Origin of the sequence: Paenibacillus sp. CFBP 13594 (assembly GCF_014842675.1) — a bacterium.
GTDB lineage: Bacteria > Bacillota > Bacilli > Paenibacillales > Paenibacillaceae > Paenibacillus > Paenibacillus amylolyticus_B.
In genome coordinates, this window is sequence record NZ_JACYVQ010000023.1 from 1 (window position 1) to 24,711 (window position 24,711).

General features: G+C 46.8%; 23 protein-coding genes. 3 read left to right on the plus strand and 20 right to left on the minus strand.

What is annotated here, in order from left to right; all coding sequences use genetic code 11:
• The 3 genes from IFU39_RS32180 to IFU39_RS32190 all read right to left on the minus strand — a co-directional run.
• Positions 1 to 970, minus strand: a 970-nt coding sequence (locus IFU39_RS32180; protein ID WP_192136463.1) for a hypothetical protein, incomplete at its 3' end; no start/stop codon positions are given.
• 49 nt (positions 971 to 1,019) lie between these two features.
• The gene (locus IFU39_RS32185; protein ID WP_192136464.1) at positions 1,020 to 2,351 is read right to left on the minus strand and encodes a hypothetical protein; all 1,332 of its coding nucleotides are present in this window, start codon (positions 2,349 to 2,351) and stop codon (positions 1,020 to 1,022) included.
• A gap of 207 nt (positions 2,352 to 2,558) precedes the next feature.
• Positions 2,559 to 3,890, minus strand: a complete 1,332-nt coding sequence (locus tag IFU39_RS32190; protein ID WP_192136465.1) for an MFS transporter — start codon at positions 3,888 to 3,890, stop codon at positions 2,559 to 2,561.
• Between the two features lie 388 nt (positions 3,891 to 4,278).
• On the opposite strand from IFU39_RS32190, the gene IFU39_RS32195 reads away from it, so the two are divergent.
• Positions 4,279 to 4,740: a MarR family winged helix-turn-helix transcriptional regulator gene (locus IFU39_RS32195; protein WP_192136466.1), complete on the plus strand. Its 462-nt coding sequence runs from the start codon at positions 4,279 to 4,281 to the stop codon at positions 4,738 to 4,740.
• A 347-nt stretch (positions 4,741 to 5,087) separates the two neighbouring features.
• Here the strand turns inward: IFU39_RS32195 and IFU39_RS32200 are convergent, their stop codons facing one another.
• The 3 genes from IFU39_RS32200 to IFU39_RS32210 all read right to left on the minus strand — a co-directional run bounded on the left by IFU39_RS32200 (position 5,088) and on the right by IFU39_RS32210 (position 7,783).
• Entirely contained in the window at positions 5,088 to 6,593 is a 1,506-nt protein-coding gene (locus tag IFU39_RS32200; RefSeq protein WP_197998012.1) for an MDR family MFS transporter, read from the minus strand.
• Between the two features lie 121 nt (positions 6,594 to 6,714).
• Positions 6,715 to 7,287, minus strand: a complete 573-nt coding sequence (locus IFU39_RS32205; protein WP_036614167.1) for a GNAT family N-acetyltransferase — start codon at positions 7,285 to 7,287, stop codon at positions 6,715 to 6,717.
• 199 nt (positions 7,288 to 7,486) lie between these two features.
• The gene (locus IFU39_RS32210) at positions 7,487 to 7,783 is read right to left on the minus strand and encodes a hypothetical protein (protein WP_036614170.1); all 297 of its coding nucleotides are present in this window, start codon (positions 7,781 to 7,783) and stop codon (positions 7,487 to 7,489) included.
• Between the two features lie 185 nt (positions 7,784 to 7,968).
• Here IFU39_RS32210 and IFU39_RS32215 point away from each other — a divergent pair, with 185 nt between their 5' ends.
• Positions 7,969 to 8,463, plus strand: coding sequence for a GAF domain-containing protein (locus IFU39_RS32215; RefSeq protein ID WP_105602400.1), 495 nt, complete (start codon positions 7,969 to 7,971; stop codon positions 8,461 to 8,463).
• 151 nt (positions 8,464 to 8,614) lie between these two features.
• Here the strand turns inward: IFU39_RS32215 and IFU39_RS32220 are convergent, their stop codons facing one another.
• From IFU39_RS32220 to IFU39_RS32250, 7 genes are all read right to left on the minus strand, one after another.
• Complete coding sequence (locus IFU39_RS32220) at positions 8,615 to 9,391, minus strand: MerR family transcriptional regulator (protein ID WP_091018785.1); 777 nt, start codon at positions 9,389 to 9,391, stop codon at positions 8,615 to 8,617.
• A gap of 368 nt (positions 9,392 to 9,759) precedes the next feature.
• Positions 9,760 to 11,184 (minus strand): aldehyde dehydrogenase family protein, encoded by a 1,425-nt coding sequence (locus IFU39_RS32225; protein ID WP_192136468.1) that lies wholly within the window; start codon positions 11,182 to 11,184, stop codon positions 9,760 to 9,762.
• 171 nt (positions 11,185 to 11,355) lie between these two features.
• Positions 11,356 to 11,778 carry a universal stress protein gene (locus tag IFU39_RS32230; RefSeq protein ID WP_091018789.1) on the minus strand — a complete coding sequence of 141 codons (423 nt, stop codon included), beginning with the start codon at positions 11,776 to 11,778 and terminating at the stop codon, positions 11,356 to 11,358.
• 18 nt (positions 11,779 to 11,796) lie between these two features.
• Positions 11,797 to 13,017, minus strand: a complete 1,221-nt coding sequence (locus tag IFU39_RS32235) for an MFS transporter (RefSeq protein WP_105602403.1) — start codon at positions 13,015 to 13,017, stop codon at positions 11,797 to 11,799.
• Between the two features lie 228 nt (positions 13,018 to 13,245).
• Positions 13,246 to 13,698, minus strand: coding sequence for a MerR family transcriptional regulator (locus IFU39_RS32240; protein WP_192136469.1), 453 nt, complete (start codon positions 13,696 to 13,698; stop codon positions 13,246 to 13,248).
• A 190-nt stretch (positions 13,699 to 13,888) separates the two neighbouring features.
• Positions 13,889 to 14,245 carry an SdpI family protein gene (locus IFU39_RS32245; RefSeq protein WP_179198608.1) on the minus strand — a complete coding sequence of 119 codons (357 nt, stop codon included), beginning with the start codon at positions 14,243 to 14,245 and terminating at the stop codon, positions 13,889 to 13,891.
• A 205-nt stretch (positions 14,246 to 14,450) separates the two neighbouring features.
• Positions 14,451 to 16,799 (minus strand): heavy metal translocating P-type ATPase, encoded by a 2,349-nt coding sequence (locus IFU39_RS32250; protein WP_192136470.1) that lies wholly within the window; start codon positions 16,797 to 16,799, stop codon positions 14,451 to 14,453.
• 227 nt (positions 16,800 to 17,026) lie between these two features.
• Between IFU39_RS32250 and IFU39_RS32255 the strand changes: the two genes are divergently transcribed.
• Complete coding sequence (locus tag IFU39_RS32255) at positions 17,027 to 17,398, plus strand: ArsR/SmtB family transcription factor (RefSeq protein WP_091018799.1); 372 nt, start codon at positions 17,027 to 17,029, stop codon at positions 17,396 to 17,398.
• 151 nt (positions 17,399 to 17,549) lie between these two features.
• Here IFU39_RS32255 and IFU39_RS32260 read toward each other — a convergent pair whose 3' ends face one another.
• The 7 genes from IFU39_RS32260 to IFU39_RS32290 all read right to left on the minus strand — a co-directional run bounded on the left by IFU39_RS32260 (position 17,550) and on the right by IFU39_RS32290 (position 24,643).
• Entirely contained in the window at positions 17,550 to 18,710 is a 1,161-nt protein-coding gene (locus IFU39_RS32260) for an AI-2E family transporter (RefSeq protein ID WP_036614215.1), read from the minus strand.
• 312 nt (positions 18,711 to 19,022) lie between these two features.
• Entirely contained in the window at positions 19,023 to 20,057 is a 1,035-nt protein-coding gene (locus tag IFU39_RS32265) for an LLM class flavin-dependent oxidoreductase (RefSeq protein ID WP_091018801.1), read from the minus strand.
• A gap of 159 nt (positions 20,058 to 20,216) precedes the next feature.
• Positions 20,217 to 20,528 carry an ArsR/SmtB family transcription factor gene (locus IFU39_RS32270; RefSeq protein WP_017690814.1) on the minus strand — a complete coding sequence of 104 codons (312 nt, stop codon included), beginning with the start codon at positions 20,526 to 20,528 and terminating at the stop codon, positions 20,217 to 20,219.
• 114 nt (positions 20,529 to 20,642) lie between these two features.
• The gene (locus IFU39_RS32275; RefSeq protein ID WP_091018803.1) at positions 20,643 to 21,224 is read right to left on the minus strand and encodes an NAD(P)H-dependent oxidoreductase; all 582 of its coding nucleotides are present in this window, start codon (positions 21,222 to 21,224) and stop codon (positions 20,643 to 20,645) included.
• 175 nt (positions 21,225 to 21,399) lie between these two features.
• Entirely contained in the window at positions 21,400 to 21,822 is a 423-nt protein-coding gene (locus IFU39_RS32280) for a MarR family winged helix-turn-helix transcriptional regulator (protein ID WP_091018819.1), read from the minus strand.
• A gap of 184 nt (positions 21,823 to 22,006) precedes the next feature.
• Positions 22,007 to 22,684 (minus strand): NAD(P)H-dependent oxidoreductase, encoded by a 678-nt coding sequence (locus IFU39_RS32285; protein ID WP_091018804.1) that lies wholly within the window; start codon positions 22,682 to 22,684, stop codon positions 22,007 to 22,009.
• Between the two features lie 213 nt (positions 22,685 to 22,897).
• Positions 22,898 to 24,643 carry a methyl-accepting chemotaxis protein gene (locus IFU39_RS32290; protein WP_192136471.1) on the minus strand — a complete coding sequence of 582 codons (1,746 nt, stop codon included), beginning with the start codon at positions 24,641 to 24,643 and terminating at the stop codon, positions 22,898 to 22,900.
• Positions 24,644 to 24,711 lie beyond the last annotated feature (68 nt).

Consider the following 24,711-nt stretch of genomic DNA (forward strand, 5'->3'; position numbering starts at 1 on the left):
TTCCACGACTTTCATTCGTGAAGTTACTGCTCGTGGTACGATCGCTGTCTTTCACGCTATTGTTGCGTTCGGATTGAGCCATCGTTGCACTCTCTCCTTCGGCTTTTGCGTTCAGACCCAGATCCAAGCTTCCACGGCTTTCGTTCGTGAAGTTACTGCTTACGTTACGCTCACGGTCGTTCACGCTGTTGTTGCGTTCAGTTTGAGTCATTGTTGCACTCTCTCCTTCTGCCTTCACGTTCAGACCCAGATCCAGTGCTCCACGGCTTTCACTCGCATAGCTGCTGTTCACGTTACGCTCGCTGTCTTTCACGCTGTTGTTGCGTTCAGTTTGAGCCATTGTTGCACTCTCTCCTTCGGCTTTCGCGTTCAGACCCAGATCCAAGCTGCCACGACTTTCATTCGCGAAGTTACTGCTCGTGTTGCGCTCACGGTCATTCACGCTGTTGTTGCGTTCAGTTTGAGTCATTGTTGCACTCTCACCTTCCGCATTCAGGTTCAGACCCAGATCCAGCGCACCACGGCTTTCGCTCGCGTAGCTGCTGTTTATGTTCCGATCATCGCCGCCTCGTGAATAATCGCTCATCGTTGTACCTTCTCCCGACACATTGGCATTCAAGCCAAGGCCTAGCTTGCCAGAACTGCTACGCTCAGCAGTGTGGTCGGAAGAATGATCATTGTATCGGTTCGTGCTCTCTGAGGATAAGCCGGCATTGAGTCCAAGATCCAAATTCAATGCTCCGCTTGCACTGGATGAACCTCCATAGCTACCATTGGTACCGTAACCTGTGTCACGGTGTCCTGACAGCAGAGATCCCAGTTCCAGACGCAAACCTGCATTCAGATCCAGATTACCATTGCTGTTATTGCTATAGCTATCTGCGTAAGTTGCCTGCGAAGCTCCCAGCAATCCAGCCACCAACGTACCCGACAATACCGACAATTTTACCCAACGATTCACTTTTTTCATGATTATATACACTCCTTCTCAATTTTGGTTGAATTAACGCCAATGTTGTCTATGAGAAAGAGGTATATTGCGGCGGTCGTCCCGGTGGTGCCTGTGACCATTGACTGAACCCATCGAGCCGTTCCATTCGGAAGGCAAAATCATAATCTGGTGTAACCAGACCTGTTGTTGCTCCCGGAAGTGCAGCGGCTGGAGCGGTTGCTCCACCTCCAGCTACACCGGACGAACCGGAGCTTGTCCCTGCGGAAGCATTAGCTGCAACAGACCAACTGGTTGGTCGTTCTGTGCGAGGCTGCAATGGAGATGTTGCATCGACATCATCTTGTTTCAGATTGGCTTCCTGGTTACTCTTCACTTGTTCAGTGACAGCTGGTTTAGCAGATGGCTGGTCTACGAGGAGTAAATCGTTATCTGTCAAACCTGCATTAACATCGGAATCCTGCGTCAGATCGGTTCCCTCCACAGGCAATGCCTGCGGAACAACAGGTTGTTCTGGACGTACTTCTGGTTCCAGGGTGACCTCAATCACGTTGCCCGTAACCTGAACTGCGTCCTGCCCTTCCACGTTGTTCTGTGATGAAACAGGATCTGCGAGTGCACTCGTATTGGAAGTTTTAACATTCGGTGTTTTGACGACCGGCTGTTGTTCCGGAGTGACTACAGGCCGTTCCGGCTTCACACTTGGAATCTCCACCTTCTCCTGATCAGGATTGAGTTCAGCGGATACGTCTACAACAGGAACCTCTGCTTTCACAGAAGGTAGCTGGACATTTCCCTTACTCAGATCCACTCGGGATGAAGAGATATTGACCGAAGTAACCTCGGGTACATCCACCTTCACGGAAGGTAATTCAACCTTACCCTGCCGAAGGTCCGTTTTCACAGCAGACGTCTCTGCCTTGATTACCTCGGGTACCTCTGCGGTAACCCCGGGCAAGGAAGCTGTACCTTCGTTCAAGTTCACCTGACTGCTTGATACATCGGCTTTGATCACCGGCGTATCCGCCTGTACAGACGGCAGTTCAACGGTTCCCTTCTTCGCATCAATCCCTATCTCTGATGTTCCGACCGATCCAAGCGGTGTATCTACTTTCAGCTCAGAGACACTTAGCTTACCTGTGGATTCATTCGCTTTGATCGACGGAACTTCAACATCCAGTAATGGTGTGGATACCGATACCGACGGAGTCAGGTTCAACCCGCCATCCGAATCGCGTGAAAACAAGTTTAGCGACAATCCGCTGGACGGTTTTTCAGAAGATACCTGAGCCTCGTCTGCGTATACATGTGACGATCCAATCCCCAGCATCAAAGTCCCGGCGAGTATTGCCAATGGTATGCTTCCAAGACGCACAATCGATTTTGGTAACTTTACATTCAAGTTGCTTCACCCCCTTTCCGCTAATGCGTTGGTGGGACAAGGCATATGAGTTTTCCCCTAGGAATAATTAGAATATAGGGATTTCTGCCTGTTCCTCATTAAACATGAAGGCGTTTACTCAAACGCCTTTTAATCATAAATTTAAAATTTGAAGTAAATTCAAACCTTCATTTCAACTGTTCTAACCTGAGCAGACTCGGCCTGTTTTCAGTCGCCTGCAATCATGGTCTTGGCTGCAATGGAGCCATTCAGATCGGCTTTTTCCCCGCTACGTTTCATCAAATAAATCAAACCAAGCAGGGTCAGCAAAATGCCTGAACAGACAAAAGCCGGCACTACACCGAATGAGGTGACCATGAATCCACCTACCACCGGGCCCATAATATTACTGGCTGTCATCACGCTGCCTACCGTTCCAAATACCCTGCCTGTCATCGCCTCAGGTGTCTGTTCCTGCAACAGGATCTGAAAGGGTACAATGGCAAACCCAATTCCGACACCTGCCAGGGCAAAGAGGGATACTAACAACAGATTGGCACCTAGCCCGGCGTGCGGCCAAATCCCAACAATAACTCCGGCTCCGCCGATAACCAGACCCATGAGTATGGTACCCAGACCCATTTTCAAAACATGCCCTGCATGCTTCCACTTCCGCACACTCATCGCTGCAATTAATGTACCTAAGCCACTTGCTGCCACGCACCATCCCAGCAGATCACTTGAAATTCCGGGAAGCTGTCTGAATAAAACCACAGTCTGTGAATCGGCAAATTGCAGAAAAAGTATGGCTGAAGCAAGCAAGATCAGAGACGTTCCTACATGAGGGAGAGATGCGAGCATTCGGATACCCTCCAGTGTTTCTTTCCAAAAAGAGTCTTTTGGGCGGTTGCGAACATCCTCAGTTGGCTCTTCCTCTACTTCTGTTACGTTATGAATTGCGGTTTGGATCACCCGAGTTCCAGGAATCCACAATAAAATGATGCCGGAGATCAGAAAAGACGCTGAATCGAGAACAAAACACCAGGTAATGCCAAAAGCGGCTACCAGCAGTCCACCAAGTGCTGGACCAATAATTTTGGACATCTGTTCGATCACCGAGCTGATGGATACAGCTTGCGCAAGTTGTTCTCGAGGTACAATCTCCTTCAGCTTTCCGTTTTTGGCCGGAGAGAATATGACATCAAACAGGGATTTGAGGACAAGCAGTATGTAGACGTGCCAGATCTGGTCAGCAAAAATTAACGCACCCACGATGATAATTCTTGCACCATCAGCTACAATCATCAGCCATTTACGGTTCAGACGATCTGCAAGCGTGCCTGCGAATGGCCCTGTCAACAGAATGGGTAGTGCAGCGGAAAGTGTGACAAATGTAATCTCCCAAGGCGTTGCATTCCAACGGATACCCACGAGGGTCAGGATTGCGAGCAGATGCAGCCAATCACCCAGATTGGAAATGGCCTGTGCCACCATCAATGTTACAAAAGATCGGTTATTCTTCAGCGGTCGTTGCCCTTCAAACGTTAAATCACTTGTCACCCTTCTTCTCCTCCATTATCTTCCAATTCATAGTATAAACTCATTATATAGCGCAGCCCTTGACTCGACCTCCTGCCAGAGGCGGAGAAAAAGCGACATCTGAAGGATGATTTTTCAGCATGATGAATGATCAAATTTTAAATGCTAAAAATGCAAATCTTGTGACATATCGCATGTTTTTCGTAGAAATAGAAGTTTACAATTAAACCATGGCGACAACCTGAATCGTCAAACATAACTAACCAACTCATATAAGTTGAAATACTCTTTTACATGAACAGCATAACGGAGAGGATAACAGTGATTGGAAGGTTGTTCTGTCCTCATAGTGGTAGGTTGTAACTTCATCATTTCAACTTATAAACTAATCTGAAAAGGCGGGATCAGCATGCTGGAATTACAAGAAATCGGAACCGAACGTTCACTTCATCTGTACCGCACCTTGGCCCAGACATTCAAGAGCGTGAATGAACACGCTGTATCCGGAAGCAAAGTGCATGGCTTCAACCCCACCGCATATGGGGTGCTCGAAGTGTTATATATGAAAGGAGCTCAGCCGATTCAACAGGTTGGTGCACAACTTCTGCTGCAAAGTGGTAATGTGACCTATGTGATTGATAAGCTGGAGCAAAAAGGATTGTTACACCGCAAACATTGTCCGCAAGACAGACGTATCATCTTTGTGGAACTGACCGAAGAAGGACAGCGCACCATGGATGACATCTATCCAGGCTATGCGTTGAAGATTGATCGGGCTGTAAGTGGACTAAGTGAAGAAGACAAGGATTTGCTGTCCGAACTCTTGGGAAGGCTTGCACATTCTGCAGACCGTCTATCAGCGAATAGCTAGAGCGTATCTTCAAACCTGCCGTAAGCCAGAGCGTAACTGAATGTTCTGGAGCAGACATGGAGCAGGAGCGCTAACGAACCTGTGACGTCTTATTCAGGGTTTGAAGCGCTCGCAGCATTTTAAGGAAACGTCCTCGGTTCCTTAGAAATTCGTCTGGACGATTCACCAGGATCAGCCAGCCTTTACTTCAAAATGCTTTAGACCCGGACATCCCCCAACGTATCACTTGCCTGAGTTTGAAGATACACTCTAGTCCACTGCACATGTGCCATCAACAAAAATAACCGGATTTGCCTGACATCGGCGAATCCGGTTTTTTGTATGTTTGTAATATATATATCTTCTTTTTACTTTGAGCCTTGTGGCTGCGGTGGAGCATCTGCATCTTCGGGTACGATTAAACGTTTACGTAGAGCAAGCGTGGTTACCCACGAGACCAGTGCAATGACAAACATAATGACAAACAGGGAATGCAAGCTTCCTTCCAGCACATTACGCAGCAGCGACCATTTATCATCTGATAGGGCTGCATCCGTATGTGGTGCAAGCAGTTCGTTCAGATCACTCTCCGATATTCCAGCCTCAGCCAGATTCTGCTCACTGGATAACGTCGAGATTCGATAGTTCAACCAAGTGCCAAAAGCCGCTGCACCAATCGTCTGTCCCAATGTACGCATGAATGTATGCAGTGCCGTAGAGGAGCCACGTTCCTTATACCCTACAGACGACTGCGCAATAATGGTGAAGATCGTGAATGCAAACCCGAAGCCGAGACCATAAATAAAGGTCAATATAAATAGCACAGCCTGCGGGGATGTCCCGCCAACCAGAAAGAGTCCACCCGATCCAATTGCAATACCGGTTAACCCAATCAATGCGGTCATACGTGATCCAATTTTCATCAATAGACGGCCTGCCATCACACTACCAATGAGCCAACCCACCGACATCGGCGCGAGCAGCAGCCCGGATTCCGTGGCATTACCTCCCCGAACCCCCTGCACCCAGAGCGGCAAATAACTGGTCAGGCCGATCATCAAAGTACTGGTCAGCAGTCCAGCGATATTCGCCACACGGATGTCCCGAATTCGGAACAAATGTAGTGGAACCATAGGGGCCTGAGCTCTTTTTTCCACCACAAAAAATAAAATAATAAACAGAGCGGCGACCACACTCAGCACAACAATCAACGGAGAACTCCAGGCATAATACTGCCCACCCGCCGACAGGACAAACAACAATGCGGTAATGCCCACCGTGAAGGTCAGTGCACCGGCATAATCAATCTTGGCCGTACGTGGAGAGATATCTTCCTTCAGATAACGAAATACAAACCACATCGCAAGCAGACCAAACGGCACATTAAAACCAAAGATCCACTGCCAGCCGAGATTATCTACAAAATAACCGCCAAGCAACGGTCCCGCCAGAGAGGAAATGCCCCACACGGAGCTAATCCAGCCCTGGATTTTGCCACGTTCTTCAATAGCGTAGATGTCCCCAATAATCGTAAATGTAACAGGAACTACCGCACCCGCACCAATCCCTTGAATAGCACGGAAAATAATCAATTGCTCCATGTTCTGCGACAGACAGCACAAGAGTGAACCCAGTAAAAATAACGCACAGCCAATCAGAAATACAGGCTTTCGTCCATACAAGTCACTGATTTTACCGAAAATGGGCGTACTCACTGCCATCGTCAACAGGTATGCAGTGAAAATCCAGCTCAGCAGCTGTACACTCCCCAGCTCACTGACAATGGTCGGCCCCGCCGGACCAATTACGGTGCCTTCAATCGCTGACAGAAATGTCGCGAGCAATAGCCCCGTCAAGATGAAACTGCGCTTCAAACCTCCAGTTGCATTCACACAAACCCTTCTCTCTTTGTTCTCTATATAATTGGTGCTTCTCCAGCTTTGTTCTGTTTCTCCGTTTACGTGTAAATTCAAAAACAATTATATATTTTCTCTTTTATTTACCTCGCTTGCGAAGGAACTCATCATACAACATGGAATACATCACCATATCCTTGTACCCGGTGGACGTATGTTGCACCTGTCGCAGCAATCCTTCACGCGTGAAGCCGCGGTTCGTCAGGAACTCGCCAGACGCCAGATTACGCGGATCAACCAGCGCTTCGATTCGATTAAGACCCATGGTCTCATACCCAAAGGGCAACAATGCAGAGAATGCCTCCGTCATATAACCGTGGCGCCAATAATCACGTCCCAGCTCATAACCGATCTCACCCCGGAATGCGCCTTCAAGCTGCCATGTGTTAAAGCCACAACTGCCGATGAGCTTGCCTGTTTCTTTGAGTTCGATCCCCCACCGGATCGCATCCTCTTCTCCTGCCATTTGGTTGAGCAGTCCAATCATGTCCGCCGCTTCGCTTGTCCCAATCATGGGTGCAAGATTCATGTAACGGGTCACCTCGCGATCTGACCAGCATGCGAACATCTGGGCCGCATCCCGGCGACGCATTTTACGCAGACGAAGCCGCGCAGTCTCCATTTCGGGAATTCTTCCTTTGCATTTATACATATAAAGACACTCCGATCCGATCTATCTCCGCAGACCATAATATTCACTAGTCATCTAATCATAACCTGCGCCGAATGGCAACTGTTCAGTCATGGATACACGTCAAAAAACCGGGCCAATTTCGCTCCCGGTCTTGTTGTACGTATGAATCAATTCAAGTTTGAGTGAATTACGGAATCATGGCTTGTCCAAATGAATTTTAAGCTTTGGACGTTTTCTTGCCCTTCCCCAGTAATTCATCGCTAACCCGGCCAAACACAGCCGTGATTTCCTTGAATTCTTCGATGCCAGTCCCGGTTAGGCTCCATTGGTCCCCGTGGGCGGTCAGGAAATTCTCCTGTGTCAGGTGTTCAAGCTCCTGCTTGATCTCCCGCTCTCCAACGCGATATCCCCTTTCTTCCAATAGGGGCAGTGCCTCGCTAACGTTCAAGTCCTGATTTTGCGCGAAATATAGTAGATGAATCCGTACAAAAAGATTCTGTACCTCTGCATGCATAAGCCAAGCTCCTTCCCGGGTTATAGCCCTCCGTGGTTGCTAAGTAATTACCCCACGTAAGAAGCTGAGAAACAGGAGGATTCTTCAGGTATTCCCTTCCCTTTCCGAAATCCTCCGCTTGACTAACCGCATCCTCTGCACTATCTTGAAAATAAGTACCATTTTGCTCGGGAGGGTGATTTACCATGTTTCAAGCTGTTTCCTATGAAGGAACACGAAGTGAGCAGCACACCGCCGTCCTGGGACAGTTAAGTGCTCTGATCCGCGATGAACCTAGTGCGATTGCCAATCTGGCGAACGCTGCTGCGCTGCTCAATGTATTCATGACCGACACCAATTGGGTCGGCTTCTATCTGTATGATGGAAAAGAACTGGTCCTCGGGCCATTCCAAGGACTGCCTGCCTGTATCCGAATTCCACTGGGACGTGGTGTATGTGGCACATCTGCTGCGGAAAAACGTACCCTGGTCGTTGACGATGTTCATGCCTTCCCAGGCCACATTGCCTGTGATGCAGCATCGAACAGTGAGATTGTCGTACCTATTATCAAAAACGGCGAACTGTACGGGGTACTGGATATCGACAGCCCGATCAAAAACCGTTTTGACGACGAAGACCGCGTCTTCCTGGAGAAAGCCATAAACCTGCTCACAGAGCAGTTGGAGGCAATACCCCTATAGGAAATGATGATTAAGGTGATCGGAGCCTCATCACATACGATGATGAAGAATCCGTAATAACAAAGAGCGCAGTCCTCTCAGAGGTCTGCGCTCTTTGTTATCCATTCTGATTCACACCCATGTTCTTGCTCGCCCATGTTACTTTATGCATCTAGGATAAATCATGTTCCGCTTTAATCATCATCCCGTCCCGCAGGAATTCAGCCAGCCTCGGGTGGTAACCATCATACATCTGACGGAAATTTTTATGCTCTACATACAGATTGGCCAAATCCCGATAGATCTCGGCGGTGGGTGTATAATAACCTTTGATCCATTCAAGATGCCTGCCGATAATCCGTTGTACTTTTGCACTACCGGGTTCCAATCCATCCTCAATGGCCTGTTGCAAGTCCAGATGAACTTGATCAATTTTCGCCTGGGAATCCAGATAATCTTCTTTCGATTTTATCTCCTGGTCAGACTTATGAACACCCTCTGTCTGCACATGGTTCATATCATTATTGACTACAGGGTCAGAACCCGATTCATTCAGCAACTGGTGACGCCCCTTTTTTACAAAACCGATATAAAGATCATGTTCATCAATTTCATGTTCACCTTGCAAATGAGAGATCGTTTTGTCCAGTGTCTGAATCAATCCATGCAAACGAAGTGCCTTCTCCAGAATATCAATGCGATGCTGCTTCATGATACGTATGACATCCTGAGGATTATCCCGGAGCATCGGGGCAATCTCATTCTCCTTCATACCTACTTCCTTACAGAAAAGGATTTGCTGGAGTCTCAACAATTCCTGCTTTTCATAATAGATGTCCTCATCTACATCCCCAAATGCCGGATTCAGAAGACCTGTCTCCGCATACTGACTCAGCTCGTTCAGACTTACGCCTGACATTCCAGATACGTCAACCATGGAATATGCCATTTGAATACACCTCCTGCCTGTCCTGCAACTCCAGAGTTCAGGCTTAATTCATAATGCATTGTATTTGAATAATGAGAGAATATAAGACTTTCGGCAATGCTGTACCGTTTCATTCCGCTCGTGCTATGGATGGGTACATCATGCTTCGGTGATATGAGCGGCGTTTAGACAGTTAAGTTACGGTTTGTTAACTATGTTATACCCGTCTCATCAGATGTGAACCCGCAGTCAGTGAAGAATCCGTATGTATTTTTAAAACTTTTTCCATGATCTTCAATTAAAAAAATCCTGTGCCACTATTCTGGCACAGGAGCGTGTAGTTATATTTCCTTAACATACGGTATATTGAATAAAATAATGGAAGAAAGTTATCCTTTGTTAAACATGACAAACTTCAATTCTGTCATTTCTTCTACTGCGTATTTTACACCTTCACGCCCAATCCCACTTTGTTTCACCCCACCATAGGGCATGTGATCGACTCGGAACGTGGGAATATCATTAATAATAACTCCGCCTGCTTCGATCTGATCGACTGCATGGAGGGCGGTATGAATATCGTTTGTAAATACGCCTGCCTGAAGCCCGTATATCGAATCGTTAACATGTTCAATACCCTCTTCAACGGAATCTACCGTATTGATCACAACGATGGGTGCAAACACTTCCTGACAGGATACCTTGGCATCACGTGGAACGTTAATCAGTACCGTGGGACGCAGAACGCCTCCTTCAGCTTGACCGCCTGCTGCCACTTCAGCCCCGGCCTGTTTGGCTTCTTCAATCCAGTCGAGTGTACGCTGTACATCCTTGGAGGTAATCAGCGCAGAGACCACCGTATCCGGGCTCAGCGGGTCTCCGACCACCACTTGTTTTGCCGCTTCAGCGAAACGCCGGATGAATTCTTCCGAGATGTCACGATGTACGTAGATTCGCTGTAGCGAGATACATACCTGTCCCTGATACGTGAAAGCACCGGTCACACATCGAGGAACCACTTTTTCCAGGTCTGCGTCCTTATCCACAATCACCGCTGCATTCGACCCTAGCTCCAATGTCACGCGTTTGAGTCCTGCTTTGCTACGAATACTCGTACCTACTGCTGGACTGCCTGTAAACGTAATATGAGCAACACAGGGGTGCCCCACAAGCACATCACCAATCGTTTTGCCATCACCGCTCACCACGTTCAGTGCACCATCCGGCAATCCGGCTTCCTGAAGCAGATTAGCGATGTAATAGGAGGACAGAGGTGTCTGCTCCGCGGGTTTGAGAACAATTGTATTACCTGCTGCCAGCGCTGGGCCTACCTTATGTGCTACCAGATTCATTGGAAAATTAAACGGTGTAATCGCACCGATGACACCTAGAGGTTGCCGCATCGTATAACCGATACGCCCTTCTCCACCTTTGGCTGCATCCATCGGAACCGTCTCTCCGGTCAGCCGCTTGGCTTCTTCGGCGGCAAAACGATACGTTTCCACCGTCCGGTCAACCTCGGCCAGTGCTGCCGTAATTGGCTTCGCCGCTTCAAGAGCAATGATTCGCGCTGCTTCTTCCTTGCGTTCTTCAAGCATGGAGGACAACTTGTACAGAATATCTGCACGCTGATGTGCAGGCATCTGGCGCATTGCCTTCCCAGCTTGAACCGCAGCTGCAACAGCAGCCTCCGCTTCCTCGGCTGAAGCCGAGGAGACTTCTGCCAGCGTTTCCCCGGAATATGGCGCTTGAAGTGCTTTATAATCTACGGATTCGGTCGGTTTGCCACCGATAAACAGATGTTGTTTTTTCATATGCTGCATCCTCCATCCTTATAGAAACTAAAAGTTCAGTTCAATTTATATAATCTATTTATACACTATTTCCGTGCCATCAACCCACTACGGTGTTCATCATAGCTTGTAACGTGCCTGATGAGCCATTGTGGCGATCTTGAGCTACTGCATTATAAAGGATTTCACGACCTATTTAACCGTCAGGACGGGGCATTCTGCATGCTTTAACACACCATGACTGACACTGCCCACGATCATCTCTGCGAGCATGCCTTTCCCGCCTGTACCCATCACAATCATTCCACAATCTCGTTCACGCGCCACACGGCAGATCTCATTAACGGGATCACCTGCAATCAGCAGTGTCTCATATGCAATGTCCCTTCCGGACAACTGTCTGGTCACCGGTTCTATAATGTGTTGCCCTTCTTCGGCAATCCGAGCTTCCAGATCAACACCCAATGCAGGTTCATTGATAGAGATAGCCGGATTAACATGCACGATCAACAGACTTGCGGGTTGTTTCATATCTTCAGCTAGGATCATTGCTTGTTCCAAAGCCTTATGCGCATGTTCCGAACCATCAACAGCAACTAATATATGTTTCAACATTGCAATCCCTCCTGTGAATTAATGTGATGTAATAGCGGAATCAATATCCCGCAGATGATGACGGCGTACCAGCAGTACCACGACACCAATCAGAACCATTAATGCGCCAAAATAAAACGGCGTTTCCGGCAGGAACCACTCGGACAATTTACCTGCAAGCCATGGAGCAAGTGCACCACCCAGGAAACGAACGAAGCTGTATGCAGCAGAAGCAACAGAACGCTCCACAGGTGCAGCTTCCATAACAGCCGTTGTAATCAACGTATTGTTAATTCCAAGGAAAATCCCCGCTACAATGACTGCAACAATAACGGTAGTTGGTGAACCCATCACCGTACCAATAGCCATAACAACAAGATCAATCGCGAACAGCGTAAGCATGACACTCATGGACGGAACTGATCCGAATCGGCGTTGTAATCTTGGTGCGACGAATACCGACGTAATCGCCAGCATCAGTCCCCAGCCAAAGAATACATAACCCAACCCGTGCTCATCCAGATTCATGACATATGGTGAATATGCCATCAAGGTAAAGAATCCAAAGTTATACAGGAAGGCGGTAATCGCCAATGTTTTCAGTGAAGGATAACTTAATGCTTTGAACGGATCGGACAAAGAACTGCGTGTTTTCGGTTTGGCCATCTTGGGCAACATAAATGTAATGCTGATAAAGGCAATCGCCATCAGGACAGCCACCCCATAGAACGGACCGCGCCAAGAGATGGAACCTAGCTCACCACCAAGCAGCGGACCAACCGCAATCCCGAGACCAAGTGCTGCTTCGTACAAAATAATGGCCTTGGCTGTCCCTGACGTGGACAGTCCAACAATGGCAGATAACGCCGTTGCAATGAACAAGGCATTACCAAGTCCCCAACCGCCACGGTAACCAACCAGTGCACCTACCGTGTCTGAGGTACCGCCAAGGAACGAGAAGATAATAATCAGCAATATACCGCTGAGCAACGTCCACTTCACACCAATCCGGCTGGAAACGACCCCTGTAATCAGCATCGCTACCCCGGTTACAGCGTTATAACTGGTAAATAGCAGCGATACCTGGCTTTTCGAAGCATGCAACTGATCTGCAATCGCGGGCAGAATTGGGTCAACCAGACCCAGACCCATAAAGGATATGATACATGCAAAGGCGACCGCCCATACCGCTCGCGGTTGAGATAACAGGCCCCCACGTGATGACGGCAATTCGTCCGGTAATGATGGCTCTCTTTTCATACATAATTCCTCCTGTGAATAATTTATGTGGTTAAGCTTTACATTTGAAAATGACGTGAAAAACCATGAAAATTTCTATTCATTTTCAGAATTAGAGGTAACAAAACGGCACAAATGACACCGGAACATCCGGTGTTTGTACAGGATCGCCACAGGCACTATGGTGCTCCCTCCGTGTAGCGATTATGTGTATACAGTTTTGTTTATTAAACAATAGATGTAATTCGGTTAGCCGTCTTCATCACTCTTCGGATCATGTGCCTGTAACTTCTGAATACCGCTCCGAACGCGTTCACGCAGCTCTTCCAGTTCAGTCCGTACGGCATGTATGCTCTGAAGTTTCTGCTCAATCAGTTGCAACTGCCCATCCAGCGTTGTTTCCATCGTAGTGAGCTTCTCGATTCTTTCTCTTACTTCGGTCGTCTGCTGGTAGTCAAAACGTTGTTCGTTCAAGGCATCTGCCGTTGCCACATAGGTATGTAGCTCCTGAAGGGAGAATCCAAGTACCTCTTTGGCGCGAACCACCTTCTTCAGATAATCGATATCCTCCCGAGTGTACAACCGCGTCCCGCCATCTGTCCGCTGAGGTGAAGGCATGACACCAATCTCTTCATAATACCGAATGGTTCGCTTGGTCAAACCGCATTCCTTGGCTACGTCGTCGATTTTATATAAACCCATTTCCCTCACCTCATTCATATGTCTATAATGTTATGTACATAATTATATATAATATTAACGTTAACGTCAACGTTAAATTCCATCCCTGAATTCTTAGTGAGTTTAACATCCTCTACAATTTTCTATTTCAACAAAAAAAGACCCGCTTCACACGCAGGTCTTCCTCTGTACACTATTCATTCATTTTGCCTTAAACGTTCTGCTCATTCTGTTGCTGTTGAGCACGCTGCATTTGCTTCAGACGGCCTTCCACTCTGGTAAACAGTCTGAACGTATAGAACCCTGTAGCAACCAGACTCAGCACCAAAGCTCGTACATCTGTAAGCCAGAAACCGATAATGCCGAATATCGTAATGATCACTCCAAATTGCATCATCAGATTGGCGCTATAACTTTGCGCTTCGTCCCACAACTCGGGATTACTCATTGCACGCGGGGTCCGATAACCATATATTCCGTTAATCATTTTCGGTGGTTTTTTGAACACCATTAACCCCAGAATGAAATAACACACTCCAATGATGATCCCAACTATTGCTCCTGTCAAAACATTCTCCCCTTCACTGTTGTCTTCCATAGACCTGCTTACACTGACACTCCGATGACAGAATAACCTGCCGATGTAGCTTCGCTTCCTCAGGTTATCTCTGTCCTCTCCATTCTCGTGTAAATGTCCAGTTAGACTTATCTACATAAAAATATAAAAACGGCTCTACGTATATACGAAGAGCCGCCTGGATCGTTTCGTAAACTTAGATATTCTTCACACGAAGTACACGCATGGCGTTCAGGACAGCAAGCACTGTGACACCAACATCAGAGAATACCGCTTCCCACATGGTGGCTATGCCGAACACACCAAGTAGCAGGAAGATTGCCTTAACCCCCAGAGCAAACGCGATATTTTGCCATACGATCATGCGTGTACGCTTTGCAATGCGGATCGCACTCGCTAGTTTCGACGGTTCATCTGTCATGATGACCACATCTGCCGCTTCAATCGCGGCATCCGAGCCGAGTCCACCCATTGCCACGCCCACGTCGGCGCGCGCCAGCACAGGTGTATCGTTGATACCATCACCGACAAACACCATTTTTTCCTTCGGAGATTTGGCCGCTTCCAATTGCTCCAGTCGTTCGACTTTATCCTGTGGCAACAATTCAGCGTAGACCTCATCCACACCCAGCTCGCGTCCTACCGCTTCACCCACGGCTTTGGCATCTCCTGTCAACATGACCGTTTTGCGGATGCCGAGTTTCTTCAGCGCCTGAATGGCCGCGGCTGCGTCATCCTTCACTTCATCGGCAATGATCAGATGACCAACATACGTGCCAGCTTCAGCCACGTGGACTATCGTTCCAGCCGTCTCTGGTGTGGTATAGGATATACCCGCCTGCTTCATTAATTTGGCGTTACCTGCCAGCACTTCCCGACCATCCACACTCACCTTAATCCCATGTCCGGCAACTTCGTCATAACCTTCAACACCTTGCGTGGGAATGGCCTTGGCCCAGGCTGAGCGAATGGATTCGGCAATCGGATGATTGGAATTTGCTTCGGCAATGGCTGCAAGCTCCATCAGTTCATCTTCCGTACGTCCAACTTCGGGACGAATAGCTGTTACCTTGAATACACCTTTGGTTAGTGTACCCGTTTTATCAAAAACAACGACTTTTACATCGTTCAACGCTTCAAGGTAGTTACTGCCTTTGACAAGAATCCCGTTACGTGAAGCTGCTCCGATACCACCAAAGAATCCAAGTGGAATAGAGACCACCAGCGCACAAGGACATGAGATAACCAGGAAGACCAATGCACGATAGATCCAGTCGGCAAATGTTGCACCACTAAGGATCAACGGCGGAACAAATGCAATCACGGCTGCAAGGATAACCACAACCGGTGTGTAATAACGGGCGAATTTACTAATAAAATGCTCTGTTTTTGCTTTTCGGCTGCTCGCGTTCTGCACCAGGTCCAAAATCTTGGATACCGTTGATTCACCAAACGTTTTGGTCACTTCAATCGTCAACATACCATTTTTGTTTACAAATCCACTTAGTACATCACTTCCGGGCTCCAGTTCACGAGGTACCGATTCGCCTGTCAGAGCAGAAGTGTCCACCATGGAACGCCCAGCTTGAACGATACCATCCAGTGGTACTCGCTCTCCTGCCTTCACCACAATACGATCACCGATCCGTACGTCTTCCGGAGATATACGCCGGGTTTCGTCACCCGAACCCGTCAGGATATTCGCGTAGTCCGGGCGAATGTCCATCAATGACTGAATCGACTTGCGTGACCGATTAACCGCCATGCCCTGAAACAGCTCTCCGAGCTGATAGAAGAGCATGACCGCTACCCCTTCCGGATACTCTCCAATGGCAAAGGCACCCAGGGTAGCGACGGACATGAGGAAGTATTCATCGAACACCTGACCACGAATGATGTTTTTGGACGCCTGAAGCACGATGTCTCCCCCGGCAATCAGATAAGCGAGCGCATATAGAGTAAATTGCGCCCAGCCCTCCAGCGGGGACCAGATTGCGGCTGCGAGCAACACAGAACCTGCAGCAAGACGAGCAAGCAACACTTTGGTCTGTCCTGCACCATGTTCATGCGAGTGGCCTGCATGGGCTTCATCATGGGTATGGCTGTGATCATGCCCATGTCCGGCATGACTTCCGTGCTCATGTGCGTGGCCCTGCGAATCTCCATGATCATGAGTATGCGAGTGATTACCATGTGCATGTGAATGTCCATGATCATGATCATGTAAGGCATGGTCATGACCGTGTTCCTGTGAATCAGATGCACTCCCTGTATGGGCGTGCACATGCCCGTTCAACTGTTTTCCTTTTTCCGAGATACGAATATGAGGCTCCAGCCGAAGCACTTTGCGTTTTGCTTCTTCCACTACCTGTTCATCCATGTCGGAAGTGGTGTGTAGCGATAATGTTTTGGTAACAAAATTGACAGAGCATTCGTTAATGCCCTTAATTTTTTTGACGCCATTCTCAATCTTCAATGCGCAGTTCGCACAATCCAGCCCATCAAGCAGCAGTTCCCTTTTCACCTGTTCCTGTCCGGTTCCCATGTGAATTCTCCCCTTTGCAGTACAAAAACAATGTTATATTTCAATTGTATTCAATATATGAGCACTCATTCATATGTTTGGTTACCCCTATTATATGCACGCCTAAACATGAGTGTCAACAATCGTTGTTGATTTTTCATACAGATTATGCTAATAGTAATCATTTCGCTTTAGGCCGTTTTTGGATATAATAGAGCTATAGTTGTTAACATAGGCGGTGATAGGAAATGGAACAACCGGTTAAAGCACCAAGCGAATGTGATGCAGCCTGCTCGGGTACTGAAGCCGACGTGCAGACGATTCGCACTTCACTCATGGATCGGGAGACGTCTTCCGAGATGGCAGATTGGTTCAAGGCATTCAGCGACCCCACACGTCTACGTATTATTGATGCGCTGTTACAGAAGGAATTATGTGTTCATGACCTGACGGTTCTGCTCGACATGGGACAGTCGGCCATTTCACACCAGCTGCGTTCACTCCGCAACATGCGGATCGTCAAGCGGCGCAAGGAAGGCAAGACCGTGTACTACTCTCTGGATGATGCTCATATTGAGCAGATTTTCCTGCAAACACTCCAACATATTAAACACAGCTAGGCAGCAGCCAAGCTTGTTCATGCAGAAGAACCCCCGCCTCTCGGCTGTATGCCGATGGACGGGGGTTCTTCTAGGTAAGGGTACCGTTTTATACAGGATACAAAGTGACTCTTCCTTCTGATTACCGATCAATTGAAGCTTGCCACTTCGGTTACAACAGATTGTTCTTGTTCGGATCGTACAGGCCGGATCTGTCCTTGAACCAGTTGAAGATATGTGATACACATACTTTCAGCACCGCGTATCCTGGAACAGCGAGCAGAATGCCCACGACTCCAAACAGATTACCCGAAGTCAGAATGACAAAGATAATCGTGATCGGATGAATCTTCAGCGTTTTGCCCATGATCTGTGGTGAGATGAATTTACCCTCGATTAACTGCACGATTGTCCATACGGCAACCATCTTCAGCAGCATCACTGGCGAAGTAACCAGGGCCACAATCAACGCAGGTGTAATCGCAATTGCTGGTCCCAGATACGGAACAACACTCGTGAACGATGCGATAATTGCAAGAATCAGTGCATAATCCAGACCAATGACCATATAACCGATGTAGAGCAAGATACCGATGCAGAAGCTGACGATAATCTGTCCACGAATGAATGAACTGATCTGGTGATTGATGTCTTCCAGTACATGCATTGCGCCCGTACGGCTCTTGATCGGCAGGAAAGACAGAATTTTCGCTGGCAGCTTCTTGCCGTCTTTCAGCAGATAGAACAGGATAAACGGAACCGTTACGATAGACAACACGGTCTCCGTGAAGGCCCCGAGGAACCCGCCCAATTTGGTCCAGGTCGAGTTCAGAATTTCAGTAGCCTTTTGGGAGATTGTTCCCCACCAGTCCTGCGAATTCAGGTTCACCGTTTCCTGGAACTGACCGAACAATTTACTGCCCGTAAGCTCCTCAAACTGCTGTTTTACCGTCTCACTGTACGTTGGAAAGTTTTCAATTAGTCCTACAATCTGGTTACGTACAACTGGAATGACTGCCAGCACAACGACCGTCAGAATGCCTCCAATTGCAAGATACAGGATCAGAATGGACCAGCCGCGCTTAATTTTCCACCTCTCCATCACATCCACAATCGGATTCAGCAGATAATAGAGTATGCCTGACAGAATGATCGGTAACACAATCGTCTTGATGAGTACTGCGAGCGGATGAAGAACAAAGGATACTTTGGTCAGAACCATCACGTTCAGTCCCACCAACAGCAGAATCAGCAGAAATAGCACAAACTTGTTGTTAAGAAAAAATCGCTTGAACCGCTCCGGCCAAACGCGGGGTTGCTCAGGTTGCTCCATAGGCGTGTCGTCCTCTCTTATGACGCTTAATCAAAACTAAACTATAAAGCTAGATAAATGCCCCACACACGAATAAAAAAGTACCTTGTACAAGCCAACATATGTATAACACTCTGGATTTATACGTATGGTGCCGATTAACCGTTTCAAATTAAACCGATAAAGTCATTTTACCCCAAAATGAGTCTTCTGCCCCACACGAATCATTTGCAAATTCTCCCTATTCAAAAACGGCTCGCCTCAATGGGAGACGAACCGTAAATTTATAGCTCTAGCCTTCCATTAAGCCAGCTTTAACGCTGAAAATGGAGATTAGGCTCTTCCCGCCAATTGTGCGATTAACTCATAGGAATGCAGACGTGCCTTATGATCATAGATCATCGACGTAATAATCAGCTCATCTGCCTGCGTCTGCCGGATGAAGGATTCCAGCTGTCCACGTACCGTTTCTGGCGAACCATTCACAGCTGCTTTCAGTGTCTGCTCAACACCAGCTTTCTCACGATCCGTCCATTTTCCTTCCATCTCTGCCGGAGGCTGTACCAATCCCGTTGTGCCACGAATAATGTTCAGGAACTGCTGTTGCATCGTTGTACCCAGCCATGCTGCTTCTTCGTCTGTATCCGCAACAACAGCATTGACACCAACAATCACATGTGGCTCCTTCAAGCTTTCTGATGGTTGGAAGTTGTTTCGATACGTCTCTAATGCAATCCGGGTATAATCGGGCGAGAAGTGGCTGGCAAAAGCAAACGGCAATCCCAGCTGACCTGCCAGACGTGCACTGAAATCACTGGACCCCAAGAGGTAAATTGGAATATTCAATCCTTCTCCAGGAACTGCGCGAACAGGCGCATGATAAGATGTCGCCGAAGCATCAAAGTATGCTCTTAGTTCTGCCAACAGCTCAGGGAAATCTTCCCCACTGTTCAGATCTTTGCGCAGTGCAAGCGATGTACGGCGGTCACTACCTGGTGCGCGACCCAGTCCCAGATCAATTCTGCCAGGATACAAGGATTCCAGTGTGCCGAACTGCTCAGCGATGACAAGCGGTGCATGGTTAGGCAACATGATGCCTCCTGAACCCAGACGAATCGTTTTGGTTCCACCAGCCAGATATCCAATAACAACCGAAGTTGCGGATGAAGCAATACCCGGCATGTTGTGATGTTCAGCTACCCAGTAACGGTGATATCCCCAACGCTCAGCATGCTGTGCCAGATCCAGGCTGTTGCGCAAAGCATCAGCAGGTGTTGCACCCACTACGACAGGAGCCAGATCCAGGATGGAAAGCTTAACGTCATTGATGTGTTCTTTATGGGATGAAGCCGTATTTTCTGTAGTCATTATCGTTTAATCTCCTCGATGATTATATTTTTGTATATCCAGATATATAGATTAATTAAATCGCAACTGGATATGGTGATGTGATGATAAACTAGCCGTTTACATCCGGACGGAATCCCTGCCTGCAAGTGCATCCTAGCTTCCGTTCCGGCATCCGGCTTATAACTCGTTCTGCACGTACTCGGCAAACTGACGGATCGTCTCCTCGTTGCGCCGATAATACGTCCATTGTCCTCTTCGCTCGGAGAGCAACAATCCTGCCTTGAGCATAGTCAGCAGATAACTGGATATAACCGACTGAGCCAGTCCAGCCTTCAGTTGAATCGTGCCAACACAGATTCCGTTCTTGCCACCATCCGGATGCTGAGATAGTTCCAGCGGTGGAAAGTGTTGCTCCGGGTTTTTGAGCCACAACAGGATTTGTCTACGTGTCTCGTTCGATAACGCTTTGAATATAAGTATAGGTTCCATGGGTACGATTATACCCCCTTTCATCCATTTTGCAAACACATGAACAAACAAACCGACTCATGATTGAGTCGGTCTGGAATCATATGGAATCCAAATTTAGAATCAACATCCATATTAGAATTTGGTTGTAACCGTTTGTTTAACCTGATCCAACATGGCTTGATATGCGGGTGCATCCAGGTATCCAATACTTCCAAAGAGCAGATGATCTACGGCTTCAATGCCTACAAAATCGAAGATACCTACGTCTGAAGTTATTTTCAATCCAGCAGTCATGCCAATCTGATCATATATTTCACTTGGTGTACCATGTGTGTTGATGATGAGTCCTTTTTTGCCTGTCAGCAATTTCTCAATTCCCGCTTCACCCGCTGCATATGCAAAACCATAGGCGAATACACGGTCAACATATCCTTTCATAATGGCAGGAAGACCTGTCCACCAGATCGGATAGATGAATGTAATAGCTTCTGCATCCGTAACAAACTGCTGCTCTGTAGCGATATCCTGTGGTGTCTGCCCTGCGCGCATGGAAGCTGTATCATCTTCAGTCAGTACGGGTTGGAATCCAAGCTTATATAAGTCACGAACAACCACTTCATGACCTTGAGCTTCGAGAGCTTCTACAGTAGTAATGAGGATTGCATTATTAAGGCTGTCTGTGCGTGGGTGAGCATATACGATAAGATGTTTCATAGTGTGAATCCCTCCAGGTTTGGTTTGAGTTAGGTTGTGGAAATGGGGTTACATTGATACGCTTGATACGTTTCATATACATAGATATCTATGTATATGGTCAAAAAAATATTTGGGCTCCCCTGCCTCCACCCCATTCAAATGTGGAAGGGTTGCAGACAGAAGAGTTCATTCATTATAACTTTCGGACAATAATGGACAGCAAGCTCTCCAATTGCTCCGACTGTTCATCGGACAAGCCACTATAGATGATGTCATTAATCTGCTCTGAAACCTGATGAAAGATCGGTTCGAGTCGCTTCCCCTGTTCGGTTAGGCGAATCATCGTCACTCGGCTATCTTCGGCACTCTTGCTGCGTTCAACATAGCCAAGCTTCTCCAGCTTGTTGACCAGTACCGTTACCGTTGGTTGCGTGCGTTGAACCCGTTCAGCCAACATCTTGATCGACAGCGTCTCTTCCCGGTACAAGAACATCAATACATCTCCATGAGAAGGAACAATCCCTGTTACCTCATGCTGTTCCAATTCGTGTACAATCCGTTTGTTGACATGGTCTCTGATTCTTGCAATCAGTGCAATTGCGTTGTATTTAGGCATGAACTCATTATACATAGACATCTATGCATTTTCAAGTTCTTTTTATAAAAAAAAAAACAGCCCTTTCCATCCTTCTAACATCTGGAAAGGGCTGTTTCGATTCTGTTATGATCCTGTCCTATAATGTTAAGTTAGATTTTAGATCTTAATCATCGTTTTGATTCATATTGAATTCATGCTGTATTCAGTTAATCCAATGGGTAATTTTCTCAACGGATTGTCGGGACTTCTCACGCATAGGCTCCTCTACCCGATAACCGAAGGCTGCCATTACCGAGACGTCCCATGCACCATCCTCCAGCAAACCCTCTTCTTCCATAATCCGATGGACATCCTCACGGCTGAAACCTTCAATTGGGCAGGAATCAATCTCAATTTGAGCTGCCGCCGTCATCATGTTACCAAGTGCAATATAAGTCTGTTTGGATGCCCAGTCAAATAATGATCGTGGATTCTCCAGAATTCTCTGGTTATTTTGGAACTTTCCATAAGCCTGACTTGTTAGCTCAAATACGTCGTCCGGCATTCCCTTTGTTTCCTTCAACATGTATTCCGCATAGGGAGAATTATAACTGGCATCGGACCGAGCCAAAATAACAACAAAGTGGCTCGCTGTAGCCAATTGCTTTTGAGCACCGGAAGAGACTTCGGACAGACGCTTACGCAGGTTCGGATTTTGTACAATCAGAAACTTCCACGGTTCAAGACCAATGGAACTTGGGGATAATCTGCCTGTTTCCAATATAAATTGGAAATCCTCATCCGAGATTTTGCGGGTATCATCAAATATCTTTGTTGCATGCCGGAAATGATAAGCCTTTAAGATGTCTTCCTTTGTCTTTGACTTTGCTGTAACTTCCATGGAGCTCCACGTCCTTTTTATATATTTTTTTATGTTGAACAATAATGTTTAAGTTGTTTCATCTCAAGTATTAGTTTAGGTTCTATACGCATAAATTAAAAGTACGCACATTATTGTTTCTTGGTTTATAAAAGTAAGTATTGGATGAGAGACAGCGATAATCCACCAGGACACTTACATGGCCCTAGTAGATTATCTACGACTCTTTTCCTTTTAAATCTTGAAATCTTGAACCAGCTTATTCAGATTTAATGCACTATCCTTGACTTGATCAGATTGTTTAACTACTTCCACAGATTGCGCAGTAGAGGCGACCATATGTCCTGCGATTTCCTGACTGGATGCGGCTGATTGTTCACTGGCTGATGCAATCTCGTGAATGGAGCCCACTAGTATTTTGATATTTGCAGTCACTTGTTGTGAGGTTGCATTGAGATCTTTAACTGCATTGGCATGATCAAGGGAGTCGACATAATACTGTTCAGCTGTATCCTCCAATAATTTATAATCTTTGCCAACCTGATTGAACATAAAGGATAGCAACTCTTTGGCATTCGAGGACAGATTGGTTACAGACTGCATAACCTCTTCCGTGACCTGTTGGATTTGATCGGCAGCCTGTCTGGAATCATCAGCCAACTTTCGAATCTCACTTGCTACAACCGCAAAACCTCTCCCTGCTTCTCCAGCTCTTGCAGCTTCAATGGATGCATTGAGTGCAAGCAGATTAGTCTGCGCTGTAACATCCAAAATAGACTGAGATAATATACCAATCTGATCTACAGCTGTTGCACGTTCCAGCGCTTCTGACATTTTCTTACTCGTATGATCATACATGTCTATGGCTGCTCGGCTCGATTCGCGGGCTTCCTGCTTCAACTTTTCAGCCTTTGTGCTGGTCACATAGGCGGATTCTGCTTGTTTAGATGTCTGTTCCGATATATATTCAGCTCCCTGTTGCATCTCAGCAGCCGAATGATTCATATTTTCCGTATGGGCTGAAGCCTCTTCCATTGCAGCCGAGAGCTCTTCAACTGTAGCTGATACTTCACGAATCCGTTCATTCAGACCAGCCATGTTCTGGTTGGTAAGATCGCTAACCTGGTTGATATGATGAGATTCCTGAATTACACCACGAATGACATTTGTTGTGGAATCGGTCATTGTACGAATAGCCCGTGCGATGACACTTATCTCATTATTTCCCTGTGTTAGACGCGGATCTAAGGATGCCGTTAAGTTGCCTTGTGTTATTTCTTCACAATAACGGGTGATAGCTTTCATTCGTTGACGTATACTGCGAATCACTACAAATGAAATAAGAATGAGTGCTGCAAGTGAAAGCAAAAGAACCGAACCGAGCACCAATGCTCGCTGCTGAATTACTTCCTGTGTATCCGCATAGAGCTTGGCTGACTCTTCTTCGTTATACGCACTCAAAAGGGTGATCGTCTCCACAATCGCTGTACTGCTTTTGTTAATTCTTCCTCTCTCCTCACTATCGTAGGTGCCCGACATCTTTTTGGTATCCATGATTTGCTCAATATCCTGATAATATGTATCCATCTTTGCTACCAAATCTGCAAATATCTCTTTTTCTTTGGTATCCAAGTTTCTTGCTGAAAATTCATTCATGCCATCCGTGATACTCTTCTTACCTTTCTGAACTTGATCGTACTGTTTGTCGGTATACTCTGCATTATCAAGAACCTTTGTATAATTGGCACGCATATTATAGAAATCACTTTTCAATTCAAGGACATTGGTTTGATGCTGGAAACGGTCATTGTAGAGGATACCTTGTCCTGTTTTTGCTTCGTTCATTCCGAAAATCCCAATCAGAAAAACAGTAAACAAGCCGATTAGACTAATCACAGTCATAATGACCATCGTTGTTGTTAATTTTATATTTTTGAGTTTATTTCCTTTCTTATATTTTGGCTTAGACTGAATTGACATGATTATTCCCCCACTTTAAATAGTAGATAGCCTTTTATATCTTATATCTATATCGTATGTATCCATAT

Coding starts and splice junctions, on each gene's coding strand:
- IFU39_RS32265 (WP_091018801.1), bottom strand. CDS start 20,057: ATGACTACAGAAAATACGGCTTCATCCCATAAAGAACACATCAATGAC.
- IFU39_RS32210 (WP_036614170.1), bottom strand. CDS start 7,783: ATGCATGCAGAGGTACAGAATCTTTTTGTACGGATTCATCTACTATAT.
- IFU39_RS32220 (WP_091018785.1), bottom strand. CDS start 9,391: ATGGCATATTCCATGGTTGACGTATCTGGAATGTCAGGCGTAAGTCTG.
- IFU39_RS32290 (WP_192136471.1), bottom strand. CDS start 24,643: ATGTCAATTCAGTCTAAGCCAAAATATAAGAAAGGAAATAAACTCAAA.
- IFU39_RS32205 (WP_036614167.1), bottom strand. CDS start 7,287: ATGTATAAATGCAAAGGAAGAATTCCCGAAATGGAGACTGCGCGGCTT.
- IFU39_RS32240 (WP_192136469.1), bottom strand. CDS start 13,698: ATGGGTTTATATAAAATCGACGACGTAGCCAAGGAATGCGGTTTGACC.
- IFU39_RS32270 (WP_017690814.1), bottom strand. CDS start 20,528: ATGGAACCTATACTTATATTCAAAGCGTTATCGAACGAGACACGTAGA.
- IFU39_RS32260 (WP_036614215.1), bottom strand. CDS start 18,710: ATGGAGCAACCTGAGCAACCCCGCGTTTGGCCGGAGCGGTTCAAGCGA.
- IFU39_RS32255 (WP_091018799.1), top strand. CDS start 17,027: ATGGAACAACCGGTTAAAGCACCAAGCGAATGTGATGCAGCCTGCTCG.
- IFU39_RS32230 (WP_091018789.1), bottom strand. CDS start 11,778: ATGTTGAAACATATATTAGTTGCTGTTGATGGTTCGGAACATGCGCAT.
- IFU39_RS32280 (WP_091018819.1), bottom strand. CDS start 21,822: ATGCCTAAATACAACGCAATTGCACTGATTGCAAGAATCAGAGACCAT.
- IFU39_RS32195 (WP_192136466.1), top strand. CDS start 4,279: ATGCTGGAATTACAAGAAATCGGAACCGAACGTTCACTTCATCTGTAC.
- IFU39_RS32215 (WP_105602400.1), top strand. CDS start 7,969: ATGTTTCAAGCTGTTTCCTATGAAGGAACACGAAGTGAGCAGCACACC.
- IFU39_RS32250 (WP_192136470.1), bottom strand. CDS start 16,799: ATGGGAACCGGACAGGAACAGGTGAAAAGGGAACTGCTGCTTGATGGG.
- IFU39_RS32275 (WP_091018803.1), bottom strand. CDS start 21,224: ATGAAACATCTTATCGTATATGCTCACCCACGCACAGACAGCCTTAAT.
- IFU39_RS32235 (WP_105602403.1), bottom strand. CDS start 13,017: ATGAAAAGAGAGCCATCATTACCGGACGAATTGCCGTCATCACGTGGG.
- IFU39_RS32225 (WP_192136468.1), bottom strand. CDS start 11,184: ATGAAAAAACAACATCTGTTTATCGGTGGCAAACCGACCGAATCCGTA.
- IFU39_RS32285 (WP_091018804.1), bottom strand. CDS start 22,684: ATGGAAGTTACAGCAAAGTCAAAGACAAAGGAAGACATCTTAAAGGCT.